Origin of the sequence: Pseudomonas sp. NFR16 (assembly GCF_900108875.1) — a bacterium.
In the GTDB taxonomy this organism is placed as follows: domain Bacteria; phylum Pseudomonadota; class Gammaproteobacteria; order Pseudomonadales; family Pseudomonadaceae; genus Aquipseudomonas.
In genome coordinates, this window is sequence record NZ_FNYJ01000003.1 from 613,661 (window position 1) to 638,511 (window position 24,851).

20 protein-coding genes, 4 tRNA genes and 1 riboswitch are annotated in these 24,851 nt (G+C 59.4%); of the genes, 15 read left to right on the top strand and 9 right to left on the bottom strand.

Going from position 1 to position 24,851, the window contains the following annotated elements; translation table 11 throughout:
• Positions 1–55 precede the first annotated feature (55 nt).
• Both BMZ10_RS15655 and astE read left to right on the top strand, forming a co-directional pair.
• Positions 56–346 carry a topoisomerase II gene (locus BMZ10_RS15655; RefSeq protein ID WP_093463991.1) on the top strand — a complete coding sequence of 97 codons (291 nt, stop codon included), beginning with the start codon at positions 56–58 and terminating at the stop codon, positions 344–346.
• Between the two features lie 15 nt (positions 347–361).
• Positions 362–1,369: a succinylglutamate desuccinylase gene (gene astE, locus BMZ10_RS15660; RefSeq protein WP_093463994.1), complete on the top strand. Its 1,008-nt coding sequence runs from the start codon at positions 362–364 to the stop codon at positions 1,367–1,369.
• A 150-nt stretch (positions 1,370–1,519) separates the two neighbouring features.
• On the opposite strand, the gene BMZ10_RS15665 is transcribed toward astE, so the two are convergent.
• Positions 1,520–2,014, bottom strand: a complete 495-nt coding sequence (locus BMZ10_RS15665) for a 6,7-dimethyl-8-ribityllumazine synthase (RefSeq protein WP_093463997.1) — start codon at positions 2,012–2,014, stop codon at positions 1,520–1,522.
• 128 nt (positions 2,015–2,142) lie between these two features.
• Positions 2,143–2,432, bottom strand: a riboswitch (FMN riboswitch).
• Between the two features lie 183 nt (positions 2,433–2,615).
• Between BMZ10_RS15665 and ltaE the strand changes: the two genes are divergently transcribed.
• From ltaE to BMZ10_RS15700, 7 genes are all read left to right on the top strand, one after another.
• Positions 2,616–3,620 carry a low-specificity L-threonine aldolase gene (gene ltaE / locus BMZ10_RS15670; RefSeq protein ID WP_093464000.1) on the top strand — a complete coding sequence of 335 codons (1,005 nt, stop codon included), beginning with the start codon at positions 2,616–2,618 and terminating at the stop codon, positions 3,618–3,620.
• Between the two features lie 156 nt (positions 3,621–3,776).
• Complete coding sequence (gene alaS / locus BMZ10_RS15675) at positions 3,777–6,401, top strand: alanine--tRNA ligase (RefSeq protein WP_093464003.1); 2,625 nt, start codon at positions 3,777–3,779, stop codon at positions 6,399–6,401.
• A 93-nt stretch (positions 6,402–6,494) separates the two neighbouring features.
• Positions 6,495–7,727, top strand: a complete 1,233-nt coding sequence (locus BMZ10_RS15680) for an aspartate kinase (RefSeq protein ID WP_093464006.1) — start codon at positions 6,495–6,497, stop codon at positions 7,725–7,727.
• 181 nt (positions 7,728–7,908) lie between these two features.
• Positions 7,909–8,097 (top strand): carbon storage regulator CsrA, encoded by a 189-nt coding sequence (gene csrA, locus BMZ10_RS15685; protein ID WP_020290522.1) that lies wholly within the window; start codon positions 7,909–7,911, stop codon positions 8,095–8,097.
• 62 nt (positions 8,098–8,159) lie between these two features.
• Positions 8,160–8,250, top strand: a tRNA-Ser gene (locus BMZ10_RS15690).
• 107 nt (positions 8,251–8,357) lie between these two features.
• Positions 8,358–8,434 (top strand) — tRNA-Arg (locus BMZ10_RS15695).
• A 135-nt stretch (positions 8,435–8,569) separates the two neighbouring features.
• Positions 8,570–8,646 (top strand) — tRNA-Arg (locus tag BMZ10_RS15700).
• A 41-nt stretch (positions 8,647–8,687) separates the two neighbouring features.
• Here BMZ10_RS15700 and BMZ10_RS15705 read toward each other — a convergent pair.
• Complete coding sequence (locus BMZ10_RS15705) at positions 8,688–9,167, bottom strand: DUF4124 domain-containing protein (protein ID WP_093464013.1); 480 nt, start codon at positions 9,165–9,167, stop codon at positions 8,688–8,690.
• Between the two features lie 320 nt (positions 9,168–9,487).
• Between BMZ10_RS15705 and mgtE the strand changes: the two genes are divergently transcribed.
• On the top strand, positions 9,488–10,930 hold the full coding sequence (mgtE, locus tag BMZ10_RS15710; protein ID WP_093464016.1) for a magnesium transporter: 1,443 nt from the start codon (positions 9,488–9,490) through the stop codon (positions 10,928–10,930).
• Positions 10,931–11,058: 128 nt separating this feature from the next.
• Here the strand turns inward: mgtE and BMZ10_RS15715 are convergent, their stop codons facing one another.
• The 3 genes from BMZ10_RS15715 to BMZ10_RS15725 form a co-directional block, all read right to left on the bottom strand.
• A complete protein-coding gene (locus BMZ10_RS15715; protein ID WP_093464019.1) occupies positions 11,059–11,385 on the bottom strand; it encodes an Arc family DNA-binding protein in 327 nt (108 codons plus the stop codon).
• 459 nt (positions 11,386–11,844) lie between these two features.
• On the bottom strand, positions 11,845–12,042 hold the full coding sequence (locus tag BMZ10_RS15720; RefSeq protein ID WP_093464022.1) for a PA3371 family protein: 198 nt from the start codon (positions 12,040–12,042) through the stop codon (positions 11,845–11,847).
• Between the two features lie 51 nt (positions 12,043–12,093).
• Positions 12,094–12,321 carry a hypothetical protein gene (locus BMZ10_RS15725; RefSeq protein WP_256214511.1) on the bottom strand — a complete coding sequence of 76 codons (228 nt, stop codon included), beginning with the start codon at positions 12,319–12,321 and terminating at the stop codon, positions 12,094–12,096.
• Between the two features lie 318 nt (positions 12,322–12,639).
• On the opposite strand from BMZ10_RS15725, the gene BMZ10_RS15730 reads away from it, so the two are divergent.
• Positions 12,640–12,716, top strand: a tRNA-Arg gene (locus tag BMZ10_RS15730).
• Between the two features lie 159 nt (positions 12,717–12,875).
• Here the strand turns inward: BMZ10_RS15730 and mqo are convergent.
• The gene (mqo, locus tag BMZ10_RS15735) at positions 12,876–14,513 is read right to left on the bottom strand and encodes a malate dehydrogenase (quinone) (protein WP_093464028.1); all 1,638 of its coding nucleotides are present in this window, start codon (positions 14,511–14,513) and stop codon (positions 12,876–12,878) included.
• Positions 14,514–14,909: 396 nt separating this feature from the next.
• Entirely contained in the window at positions 14,910–16,550 is a 1,641-nt protein-coding gene (locus tag BMZ10_RS15740; protein WP_093464030.1) for a HAMP domain-containing methyl-accepting chemotaxis protein, read from the bottom strand.
• A gap of 471 nt (positions 16,551–17,021) precedes the next feature.
• On the opposite strand from BMZ10_RS15740, the gene BMZ10_RS15745 reads away from it, so the two are divergent.
• Positions 17,022–18,626: a response regulator gene (locus BMZ10_RS15745; RefSeq protein WP_093464033.1), complete on the top strand. Its 1,605-nt coding sequence runs from the start codon at positions 17,022–17,024 to the stop codon at positions 18,624–18,626.
• Positions 18,623–19,315, top strand: coding sequence for a sensor histidine kinase (locus BMZ10_RS15750; RefSeq protein ID WP_093464036.1), 693 nt, complete (start codon positions 18,623–18,625; stop codon positions 19,313–19,315). The genes BMZ10_RS15745 and BMZ10_RS15750 overlap by 4 nt, the downstream gene beginning before the upstream one ends.
• A gap of 89 nt (positions 19,316–19,404) precedes the next feature.
• On the opposite strand, the gene BMZ10_RS15755 is transcribed toward BMZ10_RS15750, so the two are convergent.
• Positions 19,405–20,127, bottom strand: coding sequence for a FadR/GntR family transcriptional regulator (locus BMZ10_RS15755; protein ID WP_093464040.1), 723 nt, complete (start codon positions 20,125–20,127; stop codon positions 19,405–19,407).
• A 246-nt stretch (positions 20,128–20,373) separates the two neighbouring features.
• Entirely contained in the window at positions 20,374–22,116 is a 1,743-nt protein-coding gene (locus tag BMZ10_RS15760) for an IlvD/Edd family dehydratase (protein ID WP_093464043.1), read from the bottom strand.
• A 219-nt stretch (positions 22,117–22,335) separates the two neighbouring features.
• On the opposite strand from BMZ10_RS15760, the gene BMZ10_RS15765 reads away from it, so the two are divergent.
• Together BMZ10_RS15765 and araD1 are read left to right on the top strand one after the other, a co-directional pair.
• Complete coding sequence (locus BMZ10_RS15765) at positions 22,336–23,652, top strand: MFS transporter (protein WP_093464046.1); 1,317 nt, start codon at positions 22,336–22,338, stop codon at positions 23,650–23,652.
• Positions 23,653–23,784: 132 nt separating this feature from the next.
• Positions 23,785–24,777 carry an AraD1 family protein gene (gene araD1 / locus BMZ10_RS15770; RefSeq protein WP_093464049.1) on the top strand — a complete coding sequence of 331 codons (993 nt, stop codon included), beginning with the start codon at positions 23,785–23,787 and terminating at the stop codon, positions 24,775–24,777.
• Positions 24,778–24,851: the final 74 nt, after the last annotated feature.

The window sequence follows — 24,851 nt, forward strand, 5'->3', positions numbered from 1 at the left end:
GCTGACTCAGGGTCAGCCAGCGCGGCTTTTGCCTTTTATAGAGAGAGCTTTTGAAATGACCGACGCCCTGCGTTTGATCCTTGAAGACACCGACGGCACCCAGCTGGAAACTTCCTGCACACGTTTTGCCGTTATCTGGCAGGGCAAAGAAGTCTGGATTCAGCAGGACGGTCGCGGGCAACTGTTGATCGGTGTTGACGTTGAGGAAGGCGATGCCGAATACGCCAACCTTTTGCTGCGCCCGCTGGCGACCAACCTCGTCAGTCTGCAGCTGGAAATGGAGCCGGCCGACATGAGCGGCGATGACGAAGACGGTCACGTCCACGGCCCTGACTGCAATCACTGATCAGGAGCTCGTCCCATGCTCGCCCTCGGCAAACTGCTTGAACTGACCCTGGCGGGTCGTGAACCCGCGGAAAAGACTCAACTGACCGTCGAGGGCGTGCGCCTGCGCTGGCTCGCCGAAGGGGCACTGGAAGTCCGCCCGCCCGAGGCTCGCGACAACGGCACCGATCTGCTGCTGTCTGCCGGCATTCATGGCAACGAAACAGCGCCGATCGAGCTGCTCGACGAGCTGATCCACGCCATCGCACGCGGGGAACTCAAGCCGCGCGCGCGCATTCTGTTCCTGTTCGGCAACCCGGAAGCGATGCGTCGCGGCGAGCGGTACATCGAGCAGGACATCAACCGGCTGTTCAACGGTCGTCACGAGCAAAGCAGTGGAAATGAAGCACTGCGGGCCTGTGAGCTGGAGCGCCTGGCCGCGAGCTTTTTCAGCCAGCCGGACCGTTACCGACTGCATTACGATCTGCACACGGCTATTCGCGGCTCGAAGATCGAACAGTTCGCGCTGTATCCGTGGAAGGAAGGTCGTCAGCATTCGCGCCGCGAGCTGGTGCGGTTACACCGGGCGGGCATGGAAGCGGTGCTGTTGCAGAATAAACCGTCGATCGTGTTCAGTGCCTACACCTACGACAAGCTGGCGGCCGAGGCCTTCACCCTGGAGCTGGGCAAGGCGCGGCCTTTCGGGCAGAACCAGCAGGTCAACCTCTCGCCATTGAAAGCCGCGCTGGAACACCTGATTCGAGGCACCGAGCCACTGGCGGGGGACCAGATCGACGGGCTCAAGCTGTTCAGCGTCGCCCGCGAAATCATCAAGCACAGTGACGCCTTTCGCCTGAACCTGCCAGCCGACATCGAGAACTTCACCAAGCTGGACAAGGGGTTCGTGCTGGCCGAGGACCTGGCCGACTCACGCTGGGTGGTGGAAGAGGAGGGCGCGCGAATCATCTTCCCCAATCCGAAGGTCAAGAATGGTTTGCGAGCGGGGATTCTGATCGTGCCGACGACCGGGGATGGGCTGGTGTGAGCCATGCCTCGGGTTGACGCGGTCCATTGCAGGCGCGCGCTTGCCCACGATTTCAGTGTGTCAGCCAAATATCTGTAACTGACCCATCGCATTCGCGGGCAAGCGCGCCCCCACAGTCATGGCGGCTTCCTGAGGGACGCCACCATGCCCTCAGCCCACCGCTTTCTGCGACTCGCTGCTGCGACGCACGGCGCGCAGTTTGGTCAGGGTGTCGGCACAGGTCTTGGCCGCTTCCTGGCCCTTGTGCACGAAGTGATTGAAGAAATAGTTGTGGTGCTCTTCACCGGCATGGAAGTGATGAGGGGTGAGGACCACCGAGAACACCGGCACTTCGGTTTCCAGCTGAACCTGCATCAGCGCGCTGATCACCGATTGCGCGACGAATTCGTGCCGGTAGATCCCGCCATCGACCACCAGACCCGCCGCCACGATGCCGCCGTAGCGACCGCTCTTGGCCAGCAGTTTGGCATGCAAGGGGATTTCAAAGGCGCCGCCTAATTCGAAGAAATCGATATCGCTCTCGGTATAACCATGGTTGGCCATTTCCGCGACAAAGCCCTTACGCGCTTGATCGACAATATCTTTATGCCAGCAGGCTTGAATGAACGCGATGCGCTCGTGAGCGTGGATAGCGGTGGGTTGCATGTGTTCTGACTCCTGTTTAATAAAAAAACAGGGCGTTTTGGATCGAAGGGGATGCCAGGGTACGGGTCGTCAGCGGTCCGGGCAAAATGCCCACGCGACCTTGCTGCGAGACGATCCTGTGGTGCCAATCCCGTTCTCTCTTCATCCGGACTATGACCGTCGGCTCTGGGATCACACCAGATCTGCTGACCTCACACCCGCTCGGCACCAAAAGTGGCTGCGCTCGGTCATGCTGCGTTAAAAAGCAGCTCGCAATGCTCATTGAGGCCTCTCAACTCCGCTTGCTCGCTGCTTTTTGCCTTGCCTGACCTTCGCTCGCCGACTTCTGGAGCCGACCTAAAACATGAGCGCTCGCGGGCTAGACGCTTTGCGCGCCATTACCGCCGGTGGGGAATCGCACCCCGCCCTGAGAACGTTGCCGACGGCATATTGCGTCGGCGTGCAGTTTGTAACACAGATTTTCAGAATGTGCTTGGAGCCTTTTTGATGGTTTTGATCAGCTTTTCTTATAAGCAGAACTTGGAATTGCTGGCCGAAGCCTTGATTATCGAGGGTCAAAGCCTCAGAACTGAGGATCGACCACATTCCAGGGAGCTCGACCGTGACCGTTATCGATTTGCGCAGCGACACCGTGACTCAACCCACTGCAGGTATGCGTGAAGCGATGGCCCGTGCGCCGCTGGGCGATGATGTGTATGGCGAGGACCCGACCGTCAACCATCTGGAGTCCTGGCTGGCCGAGCGCCTGGGCTTCGCAGCTGCCCTGTTCGTTCCCTCAGGCACCATGAGCAATCTGCTCGGCCTGATGGCGCACTGTGATCGGGGTGATGAATACATCGTCGGTCAGCAGGCACATACCTACAAGTACGAGGGCGGTGGCGCGGCAGTGCTGGGCTCCATTCAGCCCCAGCCGCTGGACAATCAGGCCGATGGCTCGCTGGACCTGGAGCAGGTCATCGGCGCGATCAAGGCCGACGACTTCCACTTCGCGCGCACCCGCCTGCTGGCGCTGGAAAACACCATGCAGGGCAAGGTGCTGTCGCTGGATTACCTGGCCGCTGCCCGCAGGGTGACCCGCGAGAACGGTCTGGGCCTGCACCTGGACGGCGCTCGACTCTACAACGCCGCGGTCAGGCTGGGCGTCGATGCCCGCGAGATCACGCAGCATTTCGATTCGGTGTCGGTGTGTCTGTCCAAAGGTCTGGGCGCGCCGGTCGGCTCGGTGCTCTGTGGTTCCGATGAGTTCATCGCCAAGGCCCGTCGGCTGCGCAAAATGGTCGGTGGCGGCATGCGTCAGGCCGGTCTGCTGGCAGCCGCAGGACTCTATGCGCTGGAGCATCAGGTCGAGCGTCTGGCCGAGGATCACGCGCACGCAGCGTTGCTGGGTAAAGCCTTGGGCGAGTTGGGTTTCGACGTCGAGCCTGTGCACACCAATATGGTGTACGTGCAGATCGGCAAGCGTGCCGAGCAGCTCAAGGCCTTCTGTGCCGAGCGTGGAATTGTCCTGAGCGCGGCCCCGCGGCTGCGAATGGTCACGCATCTGGATGTTTCAGCTGCGCAACTGGAGAAGGTGGTGACGGCATTTGCCGAATTCGGCGCGCGTTGACCGGACACGCGGACGACCGATAATCCAATTGCCTGTTTCTATCGAATAAACACGCTGTACCGCACGTACAACGCCTATATAATGCGGCCCTTTGCCGTCGCTACGTCGAATGACGTTATGCATTTGCCTCAGGCCGCAGTTCCCGTGGAAGAACCTATGAAAAGCGCAGAAATCCGTGAAGCCTTCCTTCGCTTCTTCGAAGAGCAAGGCCACACCCGTGTAGCCTCCAGCTCCTTGATTCCGGGCAATGACCCAACCCTGCTGTTCACCAACGCAGGCATGAACCAGTTCAAGGATTGCTTCCTGGGCCAGGAAAAGCGGGCCTATACGCGAGCCGTCAGCAGCCAGAAGTGCGTGCGTGCCGGTGGCAAGCACAACGACCTGGAAAACGTCGGTTACACCGCACGTCACCACACGTTCTTCGAAATGCTGGGCAACTTCAGCTTCGGCGACTACTTCAAGCGCGATGCGATCACCTACGCGTGGACCTTCCTGACGTCCGACAAATGGCTGAACCTGCCCAAGGAAAAACTCTGGGTCACGGTCTACGCCTCGGACGACGAAGCCTATGACATCTGGACCAAAGAAGTCGGCGTGCCGGCCGAGCGCATGGTCCGCATCGGCGACAACAAGGGCGCACCGTATGCGTCCGATAACTTCTGGACCATGGGCGACACCGGCCCGTGCGGCCCCTGCACCGAGATTTTCTACGATCACGGCGCCGACATCTGGGGTGGCCCACCGGGCTCGCCAGAAGAAGACGGCGACCGCTACATCGAGATCTGGAACAACGTTTTCATGCAGTTCAATCGCACCGCCGATGGCGTGCTGCACCCGTTGCCAGCGCCGTCGGTCGACACCGGCATGGGCCTGGAGCGGATCAGCGCCGTGCTCCAGCACGTGCACTCGAACTATGAAATCGACCTGTTCCAGAGCCTGCTCGCCGCAGCGGCCAAGGCCATCGGCTGCAGCAACGAAGAGCAGCCGTCGCTCAAAGTGGTGGCCGACCACATTCGTTCCTGCGGCTTCCTGATTGCCGATGGCGTTCTGCCGTCCAACGAAGGCCGTGGCTACGTGCTGCGTCGCATCATTCGTCGCGCCTGCCGTCATGGCAACAAGCTGGGCGCCAAGGGCAGTTTCTTCTACCAGATCGTTGCGGCACTGGTCGCCGAGATGGGCGAAGCCTTCCCTGAGCTGAAATCCCAGCAGGCGCACATCGAGCGCGTGCTCAAGGCAGAAGAAGAGCAGTTCGCCAAGACCCTGGAGCAGGGCCTGAAGATTCTCGAGCAGGATCTGGCCGAGCTCAAAGGCACCGTCGTGCCTGGCGATGTCGTCTTCAAGCTCTATGACACCTACGGTTTTCCGATGGACCTGACCGGCGACATCGCCCGCGAGCGCAACCTGACCCTCGACGAGGCCGGTTTCGAGCGCGAGATGGACGCCCAGCGTGAGCGCGCGCGTTCGGCCAGCTCCTTCGGCATGGACTACAACAGTCTGGTCAAGGTCGATGTGGCGACCGAGTTCACCGGCTACAGCGCCACCGCAGGCGACGCGAAAGTCGTTGCTCTCTATAAGGAAGGCGTGGCGGTCGAGCAGTTGAGCGAAGGCGAAGACGGCGTGGTCATTCTCGATCGCACCCCGTTCTACGCCGAGTCCGGCGGCCAGATCGGCGACAGCGGTTACCTCATGTCTGGCGACGTGCGTTTCGACGTGAGCGACACCACCAAGACCGGCGGCGCATTCCTGCACCACGGTGTTCAGGTGTCCGGCAGCCTGAAGGTCGGCGCGACCGTCAGCACTCAAGTGGCTGCCGAGGTGCGTCAGGCCACGTCGCTGAACCACTCCGCGACCCACTTGCTGCACGCCGCGCTGCGCCAGGTGCTGGGCGATCACGTTCAGCAGAAAGGCTCGCTGGTCGACAGTCAGCGCCTGCGCTTTGACTTCGGCCACTTCGAAGCGATCAAGCCTGAGCAGATCAAGGCGCTGGAAGAGATCGTCAACGCCGAGGTGCGCAAGAACACCGCGGTTGAAACCGAAGAAACCGATATCGACACCGCTAAAAAGAAGGGCGCCATGGCGCTGTTCGGCGAGAAGTACGGCGACACCGTTCGCGTGCTGAGCATGGGCGGTGATTTCTCGGTCGAGCTGTGCGGCGGGATCCACGCCAACCGCACCGGCGACATCGCGCTGTTCAAGATCGTCAGCGAAGGTGGCGTCGCTGCGGGCGTACGCCGTATCGAAGCGGTGACCGGTGCGGTGGCGCTGGCCTACCTCAACGGTGCCGAAGAACAACTCAAGGAAGCCGCGAACCTGGTCAAAGGTAATCGCGACAACCTGCTGGACAAGCTTTCCGCTGTCCTGGAACGCAATCGCCTGTTGGAAAAACAGCTGGAACAACTTCAGGCCAAGGCGGCCAGCGCTGCGGGCGACGATCTGTCGGCCCAGGCGGTGGACGTCAAGGGCGCCAAAGTCCTCGCTGCCCGTCTCGACGGTCAGGATGGCAAGGCGCTGCTGGCGCTGGTTGATCAACTGAAAAACAAACTCGGTCGCGCAGTGATCCTGCTCGGCGGGGTGCATGAGGAAAAGGTCGTGCTGGTGGCAGGCGTCACCAAAGACCTGACTGGCCAACTCAAAGCCGGTGATTTGATGAAGCAAGCGGCCGCCGCCGTAGGTGGTAAAGGTGGTGGTCGTCCTGATATGGCGCAAGGCGGCGGCGTCGACGCCGCAGGCCTGGACGCGGCGCTTGCGCTGGCCGTTCCATTCGCCGAACAGGGAATTTAAGTCGACCCACCGCAGCCCGCTATCCCGCGGGCTGCGGCGCTTCGCGGTTTGAATGTTTAACGGGCGCCCTTCACGGGCTGAGGCGGCTTTGAGATGGCTTTAATCGTACAGAAATTTGGAGGCACCTCCGTGGGCTCGGTAGAGCGCATCGAGCAGGTGGCCGACAAAGTCAAAAAATTCCGCGATGCGGGTGATGATCTGGTGGTCGTTCTGTCGGCCATGAGCGGCGAAACCAATCGCCTGATCGACCTGGCGAAGCAGATCAGCGATCAACCGGTTCCACGCGAACTGGACGTGATCGTTTCCACCGGTGAGCAGGTGACCATTGCCTTGCTGGCGATGGCTTTGATCAAACGCGGTGTGCCGGCAGTTTCCTACACCGGCAATCAGGTTCGCATTCTGACCGACAGCGCGCACAACAAGGCGCGTATCCTGCAAATCGACGATCAGAAAATTCGCACCGACCTGAAGGCCGGTCGTGTTGTCGTCGTCGCCGGTTTCCAGGGCGTCGATGAGAACGGCAACATCACCACCCTCGGTCGCGGTGGCTCCGACACCACAGGCGTCGCACTGGCCGCTGCCTTGAAGGCAGACGAGTGCCAGATCTACACCGATGTCGATGGCGTCTACACCACCGATCCGCGCGTTGTGTCCCAGGCTCAGCGTCTGGACAAGATCACTTTCGAAGAAATGCTGGAAATGGCCAGCCTCGGTTCCAAAGTGCTGCAGATCCGCGCGGTCGAGTTCGCCGGCAAGTACAACGTCCCGCTGCGCGTACTGCACAGCTTCAAGGAGGGTCCAGGCACCCTCATTACCATTGATGAAGAGGAATCCATGGAACAGCCGATCATTTCTGGCATCGCCTTCAACCGCGACGAAGCCAAGCTGACGATCCGTGGCGTGCCAGACACCCCGGGCGTTGCGTTCAAGATTCTGGGCCCGATCAGCGGCGCGAACATCGAAGTCGACATGATCGTGCAGAACGTTGCGCACGATAACACCACCGACTTCACCTTCACCGTGCACCGCAACGACTATCAGGCCGCACTGACCGTACTGGAAAACACCGCGAAAGAAATCGGTGCCCGTGAGGTCGTTGGCGACACCAAGATCGCCAAGGTTTCCATCGTTGGTGTTGGCATGCGTTCGCACGCCGGGGTTGCCAGCCGCATGTTCGAGGCGTTGGCGAAGGAAAGCATCAACATCCAGATGATCTCCACCTCCGAAATCAAAGTCTCGGTGGTGATCGAAGAGAAATACCTGGAACTGGCCGTGCGCGCCCTGCACACCGCCTTCGAACTCGACGCTCCCCGCCAGGGCGAGTAAGGGTTTTCAGAGGGGCGCGGTCGACACCGCGCCCTTTTTGTTTGTGATCTGCGCCAGAAACCTGTTTTTTTCCCGGCGCTAGTCAATACTCAGGCACAAGCTTGATGCCGTTATGGCCGGGCTGGTGCCTTTTGGTTGTGCAGACTGTAGTCCCTTGAATGTAAGGCGTGAGGAGATAGTTATGCTGATTCTGACTCGTCGGTGCGCAGAAAGCCTGATAATCGGTGATGGTGAAATCACCGTGACAGTGCTCGGCGTAAAAGGCAATCAAGTCCGGATTGGGGTCAACGCCCCCAAGGAAGTGGCTGTCCATCGTGAAGAGATTTACCTGCGCATCAAGAAAGAGAAGGACCAGGAACCAAGCCATTAATTTTTATTGAATTTTTGGTTTGCAAACGGGGAAAAGGGTGGTTATTATACGCCCCGTGTTGCGGAGAGCTGGCCGAGTGGCCGAAGGCGCTCCCCTGCTAAGGGAGTACACCTCAAAAGGGTGTCGGGGGTTCGAATCCCCCGTTCTCCGCCATTATTTGCGTAGTACGTTGTAATCTGGCTTGATCGGTAAGTTATTGAATTTACTAGAAAAAGTTCTTGACCAAAAGATTCGACGGCCTATAATGCGCGGCAACAAATGCACTCGTAGCTCAGCTGGATAGAGTACTCGGCTACGAACCGAGCGGTCACAGGTTCGAATCCTGTCGAGTGCACCATTTAAGCGTTGTTGGTAGTGATACGAACAACTGCTTTAAGAAAGAGCCTGGCTTCAACAGGTCTTCAGAAGTACCACTCACTTCCAGAAGTAAAATGCAGCAACCAGAGGTGATCTGGTTTATCAAGCGCCACATGCACTCGTAGCTCAGCTGGATAGAGTACTCGGCTACGAACCGAGCGGTCACAGGTTCGAATCCTGTCGAGTGCACCATAAAACGAAAAGCCCGCATGCAAATGCGGGCTTTTTGCTTTTCAGCGTTTTCCTTTTACGCAACCGCTCTCATCGAATGTGATGTGTCGGCTGCGTCCTTTCTTCTCTTCGTACACGTAACGCAGCTCGGCGTTGCGGCCGATGATCTTGTCGGGTTTGCCCAAAAGGCTCTCAACGTCTCTTTTTGTCATGCCCGGTGGCGTCTGCTGGTTGATGATCGCCTTGCGACGCTGATCAGCGCTCAACACGTTTCCACATCCGTCATCGCGCGTCCCGACGATGACCAGTTCTCGCTGCGGTCTTGGCTTTGTGCCGAAGGTTGTCTCGGGTGCTGTCGGGACAGTGCCGGTGAGCGGGGCGTGGGCTTCCTGCAATTCAAGCGTGTGACCGGGAGGGCAACTGGCCGAGGTGAAGGTGATGTTGCCGGTGGCGTCCTGGCATCGATTCACCGTTGCGGCCATGCTCATCGAAGGTGAAAACAGCAGCAATGCGAAGGCGAGTCTGGATATCCGGAATGGCATGGGGCGTCTTCCTTGGCCGAGGGAGGGGCAGGTTAGCCAAAGGGAAATTCATCGGCCAGCGTGTTTTCTTCTCCGGATGTGACGTCGTAGCAGAGGGGACTCGGACGATGGTTAACATTGTGTTGCAAGCGATTGTTCCGTGTTGAATTTTTAACCTTAAGCGCCGGCAAGCGGTGTATGATTGCGCCCGTCAGCCCCGCCGGGGCTTGTGGAATACCTCCATGGACTTACCCAGTAGCAACTCAGAATTAAGCTGTACCAATCAAGAATCGACTGATTGATCTTCCGGCGTGTTCCACTGCTGGGAGTGGAGTTCGCCTATGACCGAAATTGAAGTAAAAAAAACGCAGGACAGCCTTCAGGATCGCCTTGCTCAAGTCATCGATCTGCTGCAGCGTCAGCGCATTGTCGAAGACCTGACTCATCGGCAGGAAGGCCAGCACCAGGATCGTGTTGAAAACCTCGTTCACCGGCAGAACCTTGTCGAGTTGCAACGCAAGCTCGATGACCTGCACTCCGCCGACGTTGCCTATATTCTCGAAGCGCTTCCTGTTGAAGACCGCCTGACGGTCTGGCAACTGGTCAAGGCCGAGCGTGACGGCGACATCCTCCTCGAAGTATCCGACTCGGTTCGTGAAACCCTGATCGCCGACATGGACGATCACGAGTTGCTCGCCGCTGCCAAGGAAATGGACGCCGACGAGCTCGCCGACCTGGCACCGGAGTTGCCGCGCGATGTTGTGCACGAACTCATGGAGGCCCTCGACAGTCAGCAGCGCGAACGCGTGCGCTCGGCGCTTTCATACGATGAGGATCAGGTCGGTGCTCTGATGGACTTCGAGATGGTGACCATCCGCGAAGACGTCAGCCTGGAAGTCGTTCTGCGTTACTTGCGGCGCCTGAAGGAACTGCCGGGCCACACCGATAAACTGTTTGTGGTTGATTACGACGGCGTGCTGAAAGGCGTGCTGCCCATCAAGCGTCTTTTGGTCAATGACCCGGAAAAACAGGTTTCCGAGGTCATGGCCAGCGATCCTGTCAGCTTTCACCCGGATGGCGATGCCTACGAGGCCGCGCAGGCGTTTGAACGTTACGACCTTATTTCCTCGCCGGTAGTGGACAAGAACGGCAAGCTCATCGGCCGTTTGACCATCGACGAAATGGTTGACCTCATTCGTGAAGAGAGCGAAACCGAAGTCCTTAATATGGCAGGTCTGCGCGAGGAAGAAGACATCTTCGCTTCGGTCTGGCGGTCGCTGCGTAACCGCTGGTCCTGGCTGGCCGTCAACCTGATCACTGCGTTCATCGCTTCGCGCGTGATCGGCCTGTTCGAAGGCTCGATCGAGAAGCTGGTGGCGCTGGCGGCGCTTATGCCCATCGTGGCCGGAATCGGGGGCAACTCCGGTAACCAGACCATCACCATGATCGTTCGCGCCATGGCACTCGATCAGGTCAGCACCGGGAATACGTCACGCTTGATGCGCAAGGAGCTGGGCGTCGCCCTGGTCAACGGCATCATCTGGGGCGGAGTGATCGGGGTCGTCGCATACCTGCTGTATCACAGCTGGTCACTGGGGGTCGTGATGACGGCCGCGATGACGCTCAACCTCCTGCTCGCAGCCTTCATGGGGGTGCTCATCCCGATGACATTGGCTCGCCTTGGGCGAGATCCTGCGATGGGTTCCAGTGTGATGATCACTGCGATGACCGACAGCGGCGGCTTCTTCATCTTTCTGGGTCTGGCTACATTGTTTCTTCTTTAACGTGCTACTTCAGGAAAACCGCCTTCAAGGCGGTTTTTTCGTTTCTGCAGGCCGTGAACTAAGCCATTAATAAAGCGGGCACAAAAAAGCCAGCTCGAGGCTGGCTTTTTAGTCTCTGGCTGCGCGACTTATTCGTCGTCGTTGGCCAGGCTGGTGTCATGAGCGATAAGCGAAACCAGGGCATTCTGCTGACGGTGCGCCAACTGGCGGAAGCGTTGCAGCAGCTCGCGTTCGTGCAGCGAAAGCTCCGGGCTGTCCAGACGCAGGCTTGGCTCGTCGCCCAGAGCGCCTTCCTGAATCAGGCTTTGCTCAAGACGCGCAATGATTTCCGAGTTCATGCTGCGGTGATGCTGTTTGGCGACTTCCGCAATACGCTCGCGCATACCTTCCGGGAGACGGACAACGAACTTGTCAGCTGTGCGACTGGAATAATTGGCCTGTTTCATAGGGCTCATATATTTAACCGATTTAGTTCAAAGAGGGAGGCGGTTCTTGCATTAGGCCGCGAGATGTCAGTGTCTGACTGTCGTTTTGGCAAAATGTTCAACCAACCAGCATAAAGGTCCGTCATCATGCATCAATCCGTCGGATCCTTGGCGTCAAATCTGTGACAAATATTGAACTAGATAAAGGCTTTTAGCCAGCACCAATTATCAGAAATGCGTTCTGGTCTGCAAAGTTCCCAAAGCTCAGCTCCCTGCGCGGCAGCCGCAGAGGACGCGGGTTTGCGCCGTGATGGCTATCTGTCTTCAGCGTAGAGGGCGATGCAGAAAATATCGAGAAGGCTGGGAAGAAAGAGACGAAGGGTCTTTCTGTCACCAGAAGCGGTGGTTGACGACGTGCGCGAGTCGTCAGGTTTCGGATCTATGAGGGTACGTCTGAAGCAGTGTGCAGGAGAGTTAACGAGCGTTCGCTCAGGGCTTCGCCTGCCGCAGCACCGGGTCAAACTTGATGCGCCGGCCTACGAACAGCGCTGCGACGAACAAGACTGCGAACACCACGGCAGCTGCTTTGGCCGCAGTCGAAAACGTTTCCGTGGAAGCTGGAAGCAGCTGATCAAGGGCTACGGCCATAATGGCGAGGATGAGAAAGGATAACGCTGCTTTGGACATGGCTGTTCTCTAGGAAAATTTTTGCTGGCAAACCCGGTTCAGATCAACGAATCAGAATACCCAACGTTCGGACCGGTCCACTGGAATGGCTTCGTCGCTGTCGTTGGCGAGCATCGCCTGCGAATTATGAGCGGGCATTGCTGCAAAACGAGGTGCCTGTTTCACCAGGTAATGCGGTTGAGCGTGAACGGCGACACTCTCAGCCTTGCTCCCATCATCCTGAAAATGGAAAGCGACGATTGCGATGAGCGCGGCGGCGTTCAGCAAAGTGAGGGTCATGTTCATCTCGGGTACCTTCGCTTGAAATTGATTTTGAAGGGGTAATGCGCGAGAAGGGATAATGCAGTCTGCATGCCAAACATTTTAAGAATAAAAACGCCTTTAAATCAATGGCTTAGCAACGTAATGGCAGCGGTGTAGGTTGCGTTTTGCAATGAGGGCATTCTGCCGCATTGCATTTTGCATGACGCGATTTTTTGCCTCGTCAAACGTCCGGCGGACTACAGCCTAAAAAGCCAATGACGACATGACAAAACAATGGCTTGCCGTTAACATGCACGCCGTCCCGCTGGCGCCATTCAGAGCGTCAGCATCAGTGTCTCAGTAGCTCAATTGGATAGAGCATCCCCCTCCTAAGGGGAAGGTTGCAGGTTCGAACCCCGCCTGGGACACCATTCTGAATGCGCCCCTCAAATTCCTCATCCGCGCTTACATCCCGACCTCGTGCGCCAGTGCCTTTGTGCGGATATATAAAAAGCCCCGCGCAGATTGCTCTGGCGGGGCTTTATTGACCTTCCTGCGACGGTTGCCGACGCAGGGTAGTCAGGCGCGAGTTACAGCGCCATGTCGTTCGCGGGCTTGCTTTCGGCCGGCTTGGACGGCGCGGTGCTGGTGCCGACGCTCTGGTCGATGACCGGAGGCTTGCCCAGTTGCAGCACTTCTGCGGTGTAGTTCCATTCCTGCTGAACCGCGGCTGGCGAATCGTTCAGCTTGGTGCCATAGCTCGGCACGATCTGACGAATTTTCGCTTGCCATTCCGGCGTCGCGACCTGGGTCTTGAAGATCCTTTCCAGCACGTTCAGCATGATCGGTGCAGCGGTCGACGCACCTGGCGATGCGCCCAGCAGAGCGGCGATGCTGCCGTCCTGTGAAGAGACGACCTCGGTACCCAGTTTCAACACGCCGCCTTTATCTGCGTCGCGCTTGATGATCTGCACACGCTGACCGGCTTGCCACAGGCGCCAGTCTTCTTTCTTGGCGTGCGGGAAGTATTCCTGCAGCGCTTTGAAGCGATCATCATCGGACAGCATCAACTGGCCGGCAAGGTATTCAACCAGCGGGTACTGCTCGATACCCACTTTGGTCATCGGCCAGAAGTTATGGGTAGTCATGCTGCTGAACAGGTCCAGGTAGGAACCTTCTTTCAGGAACTTGGTGGAGAAGGTCGCGAACGGGCCAAACAGGATGACGCGCTTGCCGTCGAGTACGCGGGTGTCCAGGTGCGGGACCGACATGGGCGGGGCGCCAGTGGAGGCGATGCCGTAGGCCTTGGCCATGTGCTGCATGGCGACGGTCGGGTTCTCGGTCACCAGGAACGAGCCGCCGACCGGGAAGCCTGCGTATTCCTGCGCTTCCGGAATGCCGGATTTCTGCAGCAGCTTCAACGCACCGCCGCCTGCGCCGATGAACAGGAACTTGGCATCGGTACCGGATGTGGTGCCGTCTTTCAGGTTCTTGTATTCGACGTGCCACGAGCCGTCTTCGTTACGGGTAATGTCGTTGACTTCACTGGACAGCTTCAGGTCGAAGTTCGGACGAGTCTGCAGGTAGGACACGTACTGACGGGTGACTTCACCCCAGTTGACGTCGGTGCCGATCGGTGTCCAGGTGGTCGCCAGCTTCTGGCTCGGGTCGCGACCTTCCATCATCAGCGGGACCCACTTGGCGATCTGCACCGGGTCTTCGGAGTATTGCATCGGGCGGAACAGCGGGCTGGCTTGCAGTGCGTCGTAACGCTTTTTCAGGAATTTGATGTTGTCATCGCCCCACACGAAGCTCATGTGCGGCGTGGTGTTGATAAACGAAGGCGGGTTCTTCAGGACGCTCTGGCGCACTTGCCAGGACAGGAACTGACGGGTCACCTGGAAGGCTTCGTTGATTTCGATAGCCTTGGAAATGTTGACCTTGCCGTCTTTGTCTTCTGGCGTGTAGTTCAGCTCGGCCAGGCCGGAGTGACCGGTACCGGCGTTGTTCCAGCCGTTGGAGCTTTCTTCGGCGACGGCGTCCAGACGCTCGACCATTTCCATCGACCAGCCCGGTTCCAGCTCGTTGAGCCAGACACCCAGGGTCGAACTCATGATGCCGCCGCCGATCAACAGCACGTCGACTTTTTTGCTCTCGGCAGCGTGGGCTTGCAGGAAGGTCGCCGAAATCGCCAGACCCAGCAGGGCCTTGCTCGTTTTCTTGAACATTGAGTCATCCAATAGATAGAAAGTTATCCGCCTGCAGCATTCGTTGCGCAACGTCCTGTTAGCTGGCGCCGGGTGGGGCGCAAACGTCAGACAGGCTTCGCTCTCGGAAGACGCGGAGGAAAGGGTCAGGAGGCCAGTGAAGCGGTCGACCTCCAGTTCTATGTCCCTCGGTGCTGGCTTTTTATTCGATCATTGGATTCAGCAGCTTGAGTAAACATCAATCGCCGCAGGACTCGGTCATCAGGTCCAAGCGTGTCTGCGGCGGGGCGGCGATTGTACCCGAAATGTGATTTACGACAAATCACAGGACGATTTAGTCAATACGCCAATTTGTCTCATGTGGCCATTGCACAGCATTTGCGGGAAAACCGGTCCGCTGAACCGGCTCCGACCAGGTTACAGCGTGAACTTGCCGACCATCGTGTTGAACGAAACGGCCAGGCGCGACAACTCCTGACTCGACGCGCTGGTCTGGTTTGCGCCAGCGGAAGTCTGCGCCGACAGGTCCTGAATATTGACCAGGTTGCGGTCCACTTCGCGGGCCACCTGGGCCTGTTCTTCGGCGGCGCTGGCGATCACCAGATTGCGCTCGTTGATCTGGCTGACACCTTCGCTGATGCGCTCCAGCGCCCGGCCCGCCTCAGTGGCAAGCGATTGGGTGTTCACCGCGATCGACTGGCTCTTGCCCATCGCCTGTACGGCCTCTTCGGCCCCGTTGCGCACTTGGGAAATCATCGATTCGATCTCGCCGGTGGACACCTGGGTGCGGTGGGCGAGGGCGCGGACTTCGTCGGCGACGACCGCAAAACCGCGACCTTGCTCACCTGCGCGAGCGGCTTCGATGGCGGCGTTGAGCGCCAGCAGGTTGGTCTGTTCGGCGATGCCACGGATCACGTCCAGCACTTTGGTGATGTCCCGGATCTGACCGGCCAATGCTTCGACGCGCTGGGTCGAATCGTTGATTTCCACGGTCATGCTGTTCATCGCCGACACAGCTTGTTGCACTTGCTGTTGACCCTTGAGCGCGTCCTCAGCCGTTTGCGCGGACACCTGCGATGCGCTGGCGGCATTACGCGCCACTTCCTCGACGGCTGCTGTCATCTGGTTCACGGCCGTGGCCGCCTGCTGAATTTCGTCGTTCTGGCGCAGCAGGCCTCGGGTGCTGTCGTCGGTGACCACGGTCAACTCTTCAGCGGCGGAGGCCAGTTGATCCGATGCGCTGGCGATTTGCTGTACGGTGCCCTTCAGGCTGCCTTGCATGTGCGAGAGCGCCTTGAGCAACTGCCCGGTTTCGTCCTGGCCGCCGGTGGCGATCGGTTGGGTCAGATCGCCGCTGGCAACGCGCGCTGCACTTTCAACGGACTGGTAGATCGGCCGGGTAATCATGCGCGTGACGAGCAGTCCCAGGGCGATGGCGCAGATCACGGCGATGATCGAGCCGATGGTCAGAACCAAGGTCACGCGGCTGTTGGTGTCGACGCCCGCTTGCGTCGCTTCGCTGGCCTGGCGGGCGTTGGATTCGATGATGATTTTCAGCTCGCCCATGGTCTTGCGATAGCTGGGCGTGACGTTGCTGGCGGCAAGTCTGCTGGCTTGTTCGATGTCGCCGGTCTGGATCACCGCAAGGGTATTCTGCGCTGCGCTGATATATGCGGCCCAGTCGCGCTCGAAGTCGTCACCCGCCGCTTTCTCGTCTGGCTGCAGCGGCGTGCCGCGATACACCTTGAAGTCGGTCTCGGCCTGAACCTGGTTTTCCTTGAATGACTGCAGCGCCGAGTTGATCTCGTCGGGGCTGGCCTTGATCGCGCTCAGGCCGATGACTTTGAAAAAGTCGCGGTTGGTGGCAATCACGTTCGCTTTTACGGAATCGACCTTGGTGATCGAGAGCAGATTATTGCTGACCGTTTGTTCGAACAATTCGTACAGACGCGAGATACCGGTTTGTCCCAACACGCCCACGATCACAGTGATCAGCGCGCATAGGCAGAATGCCGAGAGGAGCTTGGACTTCAATTTCAGATTGATCAGCCAGGACATGGACAGTACTCGGGCAAGGAGGAGGGCATGGCGACTGACATCGGTTGTATGCCGCCTTGCCTGCGTATCGGCTAACGGATGACGGACTTTACACATTTTGAAACGCTTGCGATGAACGTCGTCATTTGACTTCATTTCTACAAAGTTTGGATCCACGATCAACGTGTTACGTCATTCTCGACAGGTGCTCTTAAAGGTCGAACGGGCGGATCACTCGGAGCACACGAGAGCATACTGGCACCGTGGTTGCATCGCTTTTTCCCCTGCTCATCACCTAAGCTTTACCTTCGTGCCGCCGATAACCCGGACGAGCGGCGTCATGCCGCATGCAAACAGGCCTTGGCTAGCGTGAAATAGCTTGATGGCAAATTGATGTTGGCTATCATCTGCACCGCAAAAAAACGGGCGCTGGCTGGCCGACCTTTCGTGTAACGCCTTCGGGCTATTTTTACTCCCGTGACAGGAATCTCGATGCTGGCGTGGAACCAAAAAAGCTTTCTGATCGTCGATGATTTCTCCGATTTCCGTAGCTCGGTCAGGTCGATGCTGCGTGAGTTGGGCGTCAAGGAAGTGGATACCGCTGACACCGGTGAGCAAGCGCTGAAGATGTGCTCGCAGAAGCGCTACGACTTCATCCTGCACGACTTCAATCTGGGTGACGGCAAGAAAAATGGACAGCAGGTGCTTGAAGACCTGATGACCGACAAGCTGATCAGCCACGAAAGTGTCTTCGTCATGGTCACGGCGGAAAACAGCCAGGCCATGGTCATGAGTGCCCTGGAGTGGGAGCCGGATGCCTATCTGACGAAGCCTTTCAACCGCGCCAGTCTGGCTCAGCGACTGGAAAAGATCGTTCAGCGCAAAAATCTGCTCAAACCGATCCTGCAGGCGCTCGACCGCGGCAAGCCCGCCGAGGTGCTGGCGGCCTGCGTGAACCTGACCAAACAGGACCCACGTTTTGCGCCGCTCTGTCTGCGCTACAAAGCCGATGCGCTGCGTGACCTCAATCAGCACGAGCCGCTGGAAGCATTTCTCAAGTCGATCCTCGCAGACCGCCCGCAGCCCTGGGCATTCGCCGCGCTCGGCAAGCTGCTGTTCAAGCGCGGTCGCAATGCCGAGGCGCAAACGGTTTACGAAGAGGCCATCCGCACGTTCAACACCATGCCCGTGTTGTTCGACGGTCTGGCAGACGTATTGATGGCCAGCGGTGATAACCGCCGTGCGCAAAAGATGCTCGAAGAGGCCGTGCGGCTGTCGCCGTACGCCGTGCGCCGTCAGCGTCTGCTGGGCAAGCTGGCGCTGGAAAACCAGGATTTCGACGGCGCGTCCAAGGCCTATCGTCAGGCGGTCTCGCAGGGGCAGTTTTCCCGCTTCAAGGATCCTGAAACCAATCTGGGCCTGGCGCAGGCCTTGATCAGTCGCGGCGGCGAGCGTGGTCTGGATGCGCGCACCCGCGTGGAGATCAACCAGACCCTGAGCGAAGTCGCCAAGGAACACACCAACGACGCCGGCCTGCAAGTGCGTGCGCGCCTGATGAAGGCGACCAGCGTGGCGTCGTCGGACCCGGAAATGGCGGCCAAGCTGACCGAGCAGGCGATGGCGCGGCTGGAAGGCATGGAGCAGTTTCTCAGTGCCGACGCAGCGCTTGCCGTGGCATCGCAGCTCAAGCAGCTGGGCCAGGAGGCGGCCGGCGCCGGCGTGCTGAAAAGCTGTGCGGAAATCTACGGCGATGATCCGACCGTGATGCAGAGCATCGCCAAACAGACCGATGACCCGGAAATCCTCAGCGCCGGCAAGGCCGCGGTCGATCTCAATATGCAGGGCATTCGCAGCTACCGCGCGGGCAAACTGGGGGAAGCCCAGGACATGTTCCGCCAGGCGCTGGCGCTGCAGCCGAAGAACATCAGTATCGCGTTGAACATGGCTCAGTCGCTGCTGCACATGGGCGTGCAGAACCTGGACACGGCTAGCCTGCAAGAGTGTCAGAACAGTCTGAAGATGGTCGGGAAAATGCCCGAGACCGACCCTCGATACGACCGATATCAGAAACTGCGACTCAGGGCATTCGGCGAATGACGGATCAGCAACCGGGGCTCGACTTTTCGATGGTGATCGCCTCCACCGTTCACGACATGAAAAATTCCCTGGCATCGCTGATTCAGGCCCACGGACAGTGGATCAGACAGTTGCCCGAGGCTCAGCGCGGCACGCCGGAACAGGGCGTGATCGATTACGAATTTGCGCACCTGAACGGCATGCTCGTGCAACTGCTCGGTCTGTACAAGCTGGGCGTGAATCAGCTGCCTTTGCGGCCGGATTATCATGAGCTGGACGACTTCATCGAAGCTCAGCTGGCGCTGCATCAGGAGGTGCTCGACAGTCGCGGGATCGCGGCCCGTTTGCAGATCGACGATTTCGGCCTGCCGGGTTTCTTCGATCGCGAGCTGGTGGGGTCGGTGATTTCCAATGTGGTCATCAACGCTATCCGCTACGCGCGCGCTGAGGTGCTGATCAAGGCAGGGCAAGTCGGCGAGCAATTGGTGATCACGGTCAACGACGACGGCCCGGGCTTCCCTGTGCACATGATCGAACAGCAGAGCGACTATGTGCTGGGCATCAATCAAAGCAGCGGCAGCACTGGTCTGGGGTTGTATTTCGCAGCGAATATCGCACGCCAGCACCAGCGCCAGGGCGTACACGGTCATATTGAAATTGCCAACGGCGGCGAACTCGGCGGAGGCCTGTTCAGCATCTACCTGCCCTGACATGCGGGGCGCTTCTCTGAGGTCGACAACCGATCAGACGCTTGCGGGCTGAAAACGGACCCCTGACTGCATGCGTGGTTTTCGCGCAGTTACAGTTTCAGGCTTTGCCCCAGCACTGCGTTCAGCGCATTGCGCGCATCATCCAGCTGCACAAGCGTTGCGTGATGGGCGCCAAGGGCGTCGCGGTTTTCGATGGCGGTGAGAATCGCACGATGCCGCGGCAGCGCAAGCTCATGCAGATTCGGGCGTTTGTTGGAGTGCTTGAGCGCCTCGCGCAGGGCCAGTGAAAGCATGTTGCACAGATGCGCCAGCAGATCGTTATGGGTCGCGTCGGCGATGCGGCTGTGGAAATCAAGATCCGGTTGCAGCACGTCCTCGACGGTCGGTGCCGCCGCCATACGCTCGTAGGCTTCGCCGATGGCATCGATTTCGTCCGGCGTCGCATGCTGCGCCGCCAGGGCTGCGGCGGCCGGTTCTATGATGCTGCGCACGCTGGTCAACAGGGTAAAAAACTCGTTCTGGGGCGAGCTTTGCATCAACCAGTGCAACACGTCGGGGTCGAGGATGTGCCACTCACGACGGGGTTTGACCACCGTCCCGACGCGAGGCCGCGAATAGACCAGCCCTTTGGCGACCAGCACGCGGGTGGCTTCGCGCAGCACCGGCCGACTGACCGCGTATTCCTCGCAGAGCAGGGCTTCGGCAGGAAGCTTGTCGTCAGGTTTGAAACGGCCTGAAACGATCTGCATGCCGATGTCCTGGACGATGCGCGAATGCATGCTTTTACGGTCGGAGGGCTTACGGTAATCCATGGGGCGGGGAGCGATCCTGAGCGGTGAATGCCGCGCATCATAGCATTGGCGATCAAGTCAGGGCGCGGGCAGGAAATGTCCGGGATTTTACGGCTGAACAAACTGGAAGCTCGCGACTGGCGGAGAACCTTCAAGAGCGAGCTTGCTCGCGAAAACGTCAGTCCTGCCACTGCACCTTCAGTGGCTGAGCGTCAGCATTCGCGAGCAAGCTCGTTCCAACCGGTCACGCGTTGGCCACCCTGGCCGTCAATGCGAATGCCGAGGCACTTCCGACCCACGCATGCCGACCAGGAAGTCGAAGTCGCAGCCCTGATCCGCCTGCATGACGTGATCGATGTACAGTTGACGATAGCCGCCTACCAGCAGTTGCTGCGGAGCCTGCCAGTCTGCCAGGCGCGCCGCCAGCTCTTGCTCGGAGACATCCAGATGCAATCGGCCCGTCGAGCAGTCCAGTTCGATGAAGTCACCTTCGCGCACCACGGCCAGAGGGCCGCCTGCCGCAGCTTCCGGCGCCACGTGCAGCACCACCGTGCCGTACGCCGTGCCACTCATGCGCGCATCGGAAATCCGCACCATGTCCGTCACGCCTTGCGCCAGCAGCTTGGCCGGCAAGCCCATGTTGCCGACTTCAGCCATGCCCGGATAACCCTTCGGTCCGCAGTTCTTCATCACCAGAATGCTGTCGGCGTCGACGTCCAGGTCCGGATCGTTGATGCGTGCCTTGTACATGTCGAAGTTCTCGAACACCACTGCGCGGCCTCGATGTTTCATCAGCGCGGGCGTCGCGGCAGAAGGCTTGAGCACTGCGCCCAGTGGCGCAAGGTTGCCGCGCAGCACGCAGATGCCACCGTCGGCGACCAGCGGATTGTCGATTGCCCGGATCACTTCGTCATCGCCGTAGATCGGCGAGTTCTGCACGTTCTCCCACAGCGTCTTGCCGTTCACGGTCAGTGCTTCGGGATTCGGGATCAGGTTGTTTTCGCCCAGACGGCGAAGCACCGCGGGCAGGCCACCGGCGTAATAGAACTCTTCCATCAGGAAGCGTCCCGAAGGCTGCAGGTCTACCAGCGTCGGTGTGCCGCGACCGATGCGGGTCCAGTCGTCCAGTTCCAGATCGACGCCGATCCGGCCGGCGATGGCCTTGAGGTGGATCACCGCGTTGGTCGAACCGCCGATGGCGGCGTTCACGCGAATGGCGTTTTCGAAGGCTTCCCTGGTCAGGATCTTCGACAGGCGCAGGTCTTCATTGACCATTTGCACGGCGCGCATGCCGGACATGTGTGCCAGCACATAGCGACGGGAATCCACAGCGGGAATCGCGGCGTTGTGCGGCAGCGATGTGCCCAGCGCTTCGGCCATGCAGGCCATGGTCGACGCCGTGCCCATGGTGTTGCAGGTCCCGGCCGAGCGCGACATGCCGGCTTCGGCGGAGAGGAATTCGTCCAGGCTGATCTGGCCTGCCTTATAAGACTCGTGCATCTGCCAGACGATGGTGCCGGCGCCGATGTCCTTGCCCTTGTGCTTGCCGTTGAGCATCGGCCCGCCGGTGACGACGATGGCCGGGACGTCGCAGCTGGCGGCGCCCATCAACAGGGCCGGGGTGGTTTTGTCACAACCGGTCAACAGCACGACGCCGTCGATAGGGTTGCCACGAATCGCTTCCTCCACGTCCATGCTGGCCAGGTTGCGGGTCAGCATGGCGGTCGGACGCAGGTTCGATTCGCCGTTGGAGAACACCGGGAATTCGACAGGGAAGCCACCCGCTTCGATCACGCCTCGTTTGACGTGCTCGGCGATGGTCCGGAAGTGGGCGTTGCAGGGGGTGAGTTCAGACCAGGTGTTGCAGATGCCGATGATCGGCTTGCCCTGGAACTGGTGGTCGGCGATGCCCTGGTTCTTCATCCAGCTGCGGTACATAAAGCCGTTCTTGTCAGCGGTACCGAACCATTGGGCCGAACGAAGGGTGGGTTTCTTATTGGAATCGGACATAAATCAGCACTCTTATTGTAAGACTAAAGGCTTCGCGTGCTGACTAAAATAGGCCGAAAATCGCCAGAGTGGAAGAGTTGTAACCTTAAATAGTAATACTATATAGTCGTCTCCAATCGAGGGACGACCCTGTCAGGCCACTCACAGCAGCACGGCGCACACGACGACAGAGGCGATCCCCGAAGCTTCCATAACAAAAACAACGTGGAGACCGCTTACATGAGCCAGGAACTCAGGCTTATTCGTCGCATCACCCTGAAACTCATTCCGTTTTTGATCCTGTTGTACCTGATCGCCTACGTCGATCGCTCCGCTGTGGGCTTTGCCAAGCTGCACATGGGCGCGGACGTCGGCATCGGCGATGCGGCTTATGGCATGGGCGCCGGTCTGTTTTTCATCGGCTACTTCCTGCTCGAAATCCCCAGCAACCTGATGCTCGAACGCTTCGGCGCCCGGCGCTGGTTCGCGCGAATCATGATCACCTGGGGCGCGATCACCATGGGCATGGCGTTCGTCCAGGGCCCGACCAGCTTTTATGTCATGCGCTTTCTGCTCGGCGCGGCCGAAGCGGGCTTCTTCCCGGGCGTGCTGTACTACATCACCCAGTGGTTCCCGGTTCGCCACCGCGGCAAGATCCTTGGCCTGTTTATCCTTTCCCAACCCATCGCGATGATGATCACCGGCCCGATTTCCGGTGGCCTGCTGGGCATGGAGGGCGTTGCCGGCCTGCAAGGCTGGCAATGGCTGTTCCTGTGCATCGGCGCGCCGGCGATTCTGCTGACCTGGCCGGTGCTGCGCTGGTTGCCTGACGGTCCCAGGGATGTGAAGTGGATGGACCCGGTCGAGAAGGACTGGCTCGCCGGTGAGCTTAAAAAGGACTTGGAAGAGTACGGCCAGACTCGCCACGGCAACCCGCTGCATGCACTCAAGGACAAGCGCGTGCTGTTGCTGGCGCTGTTCTACCTGCCGGTGACGCTGAGCATTTATGGACTGGGCCTGTGGCTGCCGACGCTGATCAAGCAATTTGGCGGCAGCGATCTGGTCACCGGCTTCGTGTCTGCGGTGCCTTACATCTTCGGCATCGTTGGCCTGCTGATCGTGCCGCGCAGCTCCGACCGCCTCAATGATCGCTATGGCCATCTGGCGTTTCTCTACGTGATCGGCGCGATCGGGCTGTTCCTCAGCGCCTTCCTCGGCACGCCAGTCCTGCAGCTGGCGGCGCTGTGTCTGGTGGCCTTTTCGCTGTTTTCCTGCACGGCGGTGTTCTGGACCCTGCCGGGACGTTTCTTCGCAGGCGCCAGCGCTGCGGCCGGCATTGCCTTGATCAACTCGGTGGGCAACCTGGGCGGCTACATCGGCCCGTTCGTGATCGGCTGGCTCAAAGAACTCACGGGCAATCTCGCCACCGGCCTGTATTTCCTCTCGGGCGTAATGCTCTGCGGATTGATTCTGACCGGCGTCGTGTACCGCGTGCTGGAACGCAAGCACGTCTTGCCCGAATCGAAATTCGCCGCCAGCGCGCGCGGCTCTCGTTAAAGCGGCCTGTGTAGGGGCGCGCTTACCCGCGAAGGCGTTGAGTCAGGCATGAAAATGTCTCAGCCAAAAAGCTGTCGCGGGCAAGCGCGCTCCTGGAGAGACCGTGCACACCATCTGAAAAGGAGACATTCCATGCATTTAGTACAGTTCGAGCTGGGCAATGGTCAGCGTCGTGTCGGTCTGGTGGACGGTGCGCTGGTACGTGAAATCCAGGGTGCGACCAGTACGCGTGATCTGGCACTGGCGGCCATCGACAAGAAAATCTCCCTGGCCGAACAGGTCGACAGCCTCGGTCTGGGCGACAACCACGATTATTCCCAGCTGCGTGCCGATCTGCAGATCCTGCCGCCGCTCGATCATCCGGACCCCGCGCACGTGCTGGTCAGCGGCACAGGCCTGACCCATCTGGGCAGCGCGTCGGCCCGGGACAAAATGCATCAGCATGGCAATGACGAGTCGGCCATGACCGACACCATGCGCATCTTCAAGTGGGGCCTGGAGGGCGGCAAGCCGGCGGCAGGGCAGGCGGGTGTGCAACCGGAGTGGTTTTACAAAGGCGATGGCAGCATTGTCATCCGCCCGGGTCAGTCGTTCCCGCAGCCGCCTTTCTCCGAAGACGCAGGTGAAGAGCCGGAGCTGAGCGGGCTGTACGTGATCGGCCACGACGGCAAGCCCTATCGACTCGGATTTGCCATCGGCAACGAATTCTCCGACCACGTCATGGAGCGCAAGAACTACCTTTATCTGGCGCATTCCAAACTGCGCGCCTGCTCGTTCGGGCCAGAGCTGCGCGTGGGTGACCTGCCGCAGAATCTGGCGGGCACCAGCCGTATTCTTCGGGACGGTCAGGTGTTGTGGGAGAAAGAGTTCCTCAGCGGCGAAGCCAACATGTGCCATAGCCTGGAAAATCTGGAGTATCACCATTTCAAATATGCCCAGTTCCTGCGTCCGGGCGACGTGCACGTACACTTTTTCGGCACCGCGACGCTGTCGTTCGCCGATGGCATCAAGACGCAGCCGGGCGATAAGTTCGAGATCAGCCAGCGTGAATTCGGGGCGCCGCTGGTGAACGGTATCGCGCCTGCCGAGGGCGTGTTCCAGCCTGGCGGCATCAAGCAGCTCTGACCCACCATTCGATCCGCTTCTGCCCAATGGGCGTGGGAGCGTGGCTTGTTTCGCTGTCTGCCGGGAAACGCGGT

Excerpts from the sequence above, each read along its gene's own strand:
- csrA (WP_020290522.1), top strand. The coding sequence starts at position 7,909 with ATGCTGATTCTGACTCGTCGGTGCGCAGAAAGCCTGATAATCGGTGAT.
- BMZ10_RS15750 (WP_093464036.1), top strand. The coding sequence starts at position 18,623 with ATGACGGATCAGCAACCGGGGCTCGACTTTTCGATGGTGATCGCCTCC.
- astE (WP_093463994.1), top strand. The coding sequence starts at position 362 with ATGCTCGCCCTCGGCAAACTGCTTGAACTGACCCTGGCGGGTCGTGAA.
- araD1 (WP_093464049.1), top strand. The coding sequence starts at position 23,785 with ATGCATTTAGTACAGTTCGAGCTGGGCAATGGTCAGCGTCGTGTCGGT.
- BMZ10_RS15665 (WP_093463997.1), bottom strand. The coding sequence starts at position 2,014 with ATGCAACCCACCGCTATCCACGCTCACGAGCGCATCGCGTTCATTCAA.
- BMZ10_RS15745 (WP_093464033.1), top strand. The coding sequence starts at position 17,022 with ATGCTGGCGTGGAACCAAAAAAGCTTTCTGATCGTCGATGATTTCTCC.
- mgtE (WP_093464016.1), top strand. The coding sequence starts at position 9,488 with ATGACCGAAATTGAAGTAAAAAAAACGCAGGACAGCCTTCAGGATCGC.
- BMZ10_RS15705 (WP_093464013.1), bottom strand. The coding sequence starts at position 9,167 with ATGCCATTCCGGATATCCAGACTCGCCTTCGCATTGCTGCTGTTTTCA.
- BMZ10_RS15740 (WP_093464030.1), bottom strand. The coding sequence starts at position 16,550 with ATGTCCTGGCTGATCAATCTGAAATTGAAGTCCAAGCTCCTCTCGGCA.
- BMZ10_RS15680 (WP_093464006.1), top strand. The coding sequence starts at position 6,495 with ATGGCTTTAATCGTACAGAAATTTGGAGGCACCTCCGTGGGCTCGGTA.
- BMZ10_RS15715 (WP_093464019.1), bottom strand. The coding sequence starts at position 11,385 with ATGAGCCCTATGAAACAGGCCAATTATTCCAGTCGCACAGCTGACAAG.
- mqo (WP_093464028.1), bottom strand. The coding sequence starts at position 14,513 with ATGTTCAAGAAAACGAGCAAGGCCCTGCTGGGTCTGGCGATTTCGGCG.
- BMZ10_RS15725 (WP_256214511.1), bottom strand. The coding sequence starts at position 12,321 with ATGACCCTCACTTTGCTGAACGCCGCCGCGCTCATCGCAATCGTCGCT.
- BMZ10_RS15760 (WP_093464043.1), bottom strand. The coding sequence starts at position 22,116 with ATGTCCGATTCCAATAAGAAACCCACCCTTCGTTCGGCCCAATGGTTC.
- BMZ10_RS15720 (WP_093464022.1), bottom strand. The coding sequence starts at position 12,042 with ATGTCCAAAGCAGCGTTATCCTTTCTCATCCTCGCCATTATGGCCGTA.
- BMZ10_RS15765 (WP_093464046.1), top strand. The coding sequence starts at position 22,336 with ATGAGCCAGGAACTCAGGCTTATTCGTCGCATCACCCTGAAACTCATT.
- BMZ10_RS15755 (WP_093464040.1), bottom strand. The coding sequence starts at position 20,127 with ATGGATTACCGTAAGCCCTCCGACCGTAAAAGCATGCATTCGCGCATC.
- alaS (WP_093464003.1), top strand. The coding sequence starts at position 3,777 with ATGAAAAGCGCAGAAATCCGTGAAGCCTTCCTTCGCTTCTTCGAAGAG.
- BMZ10_RS15655 (WP_093463991.1), top strand. The coding sequence starts at position 56 with ATGACCGACGCCCTGCGTTTGATCCTTGAAGACACCGACGGCACCCAG.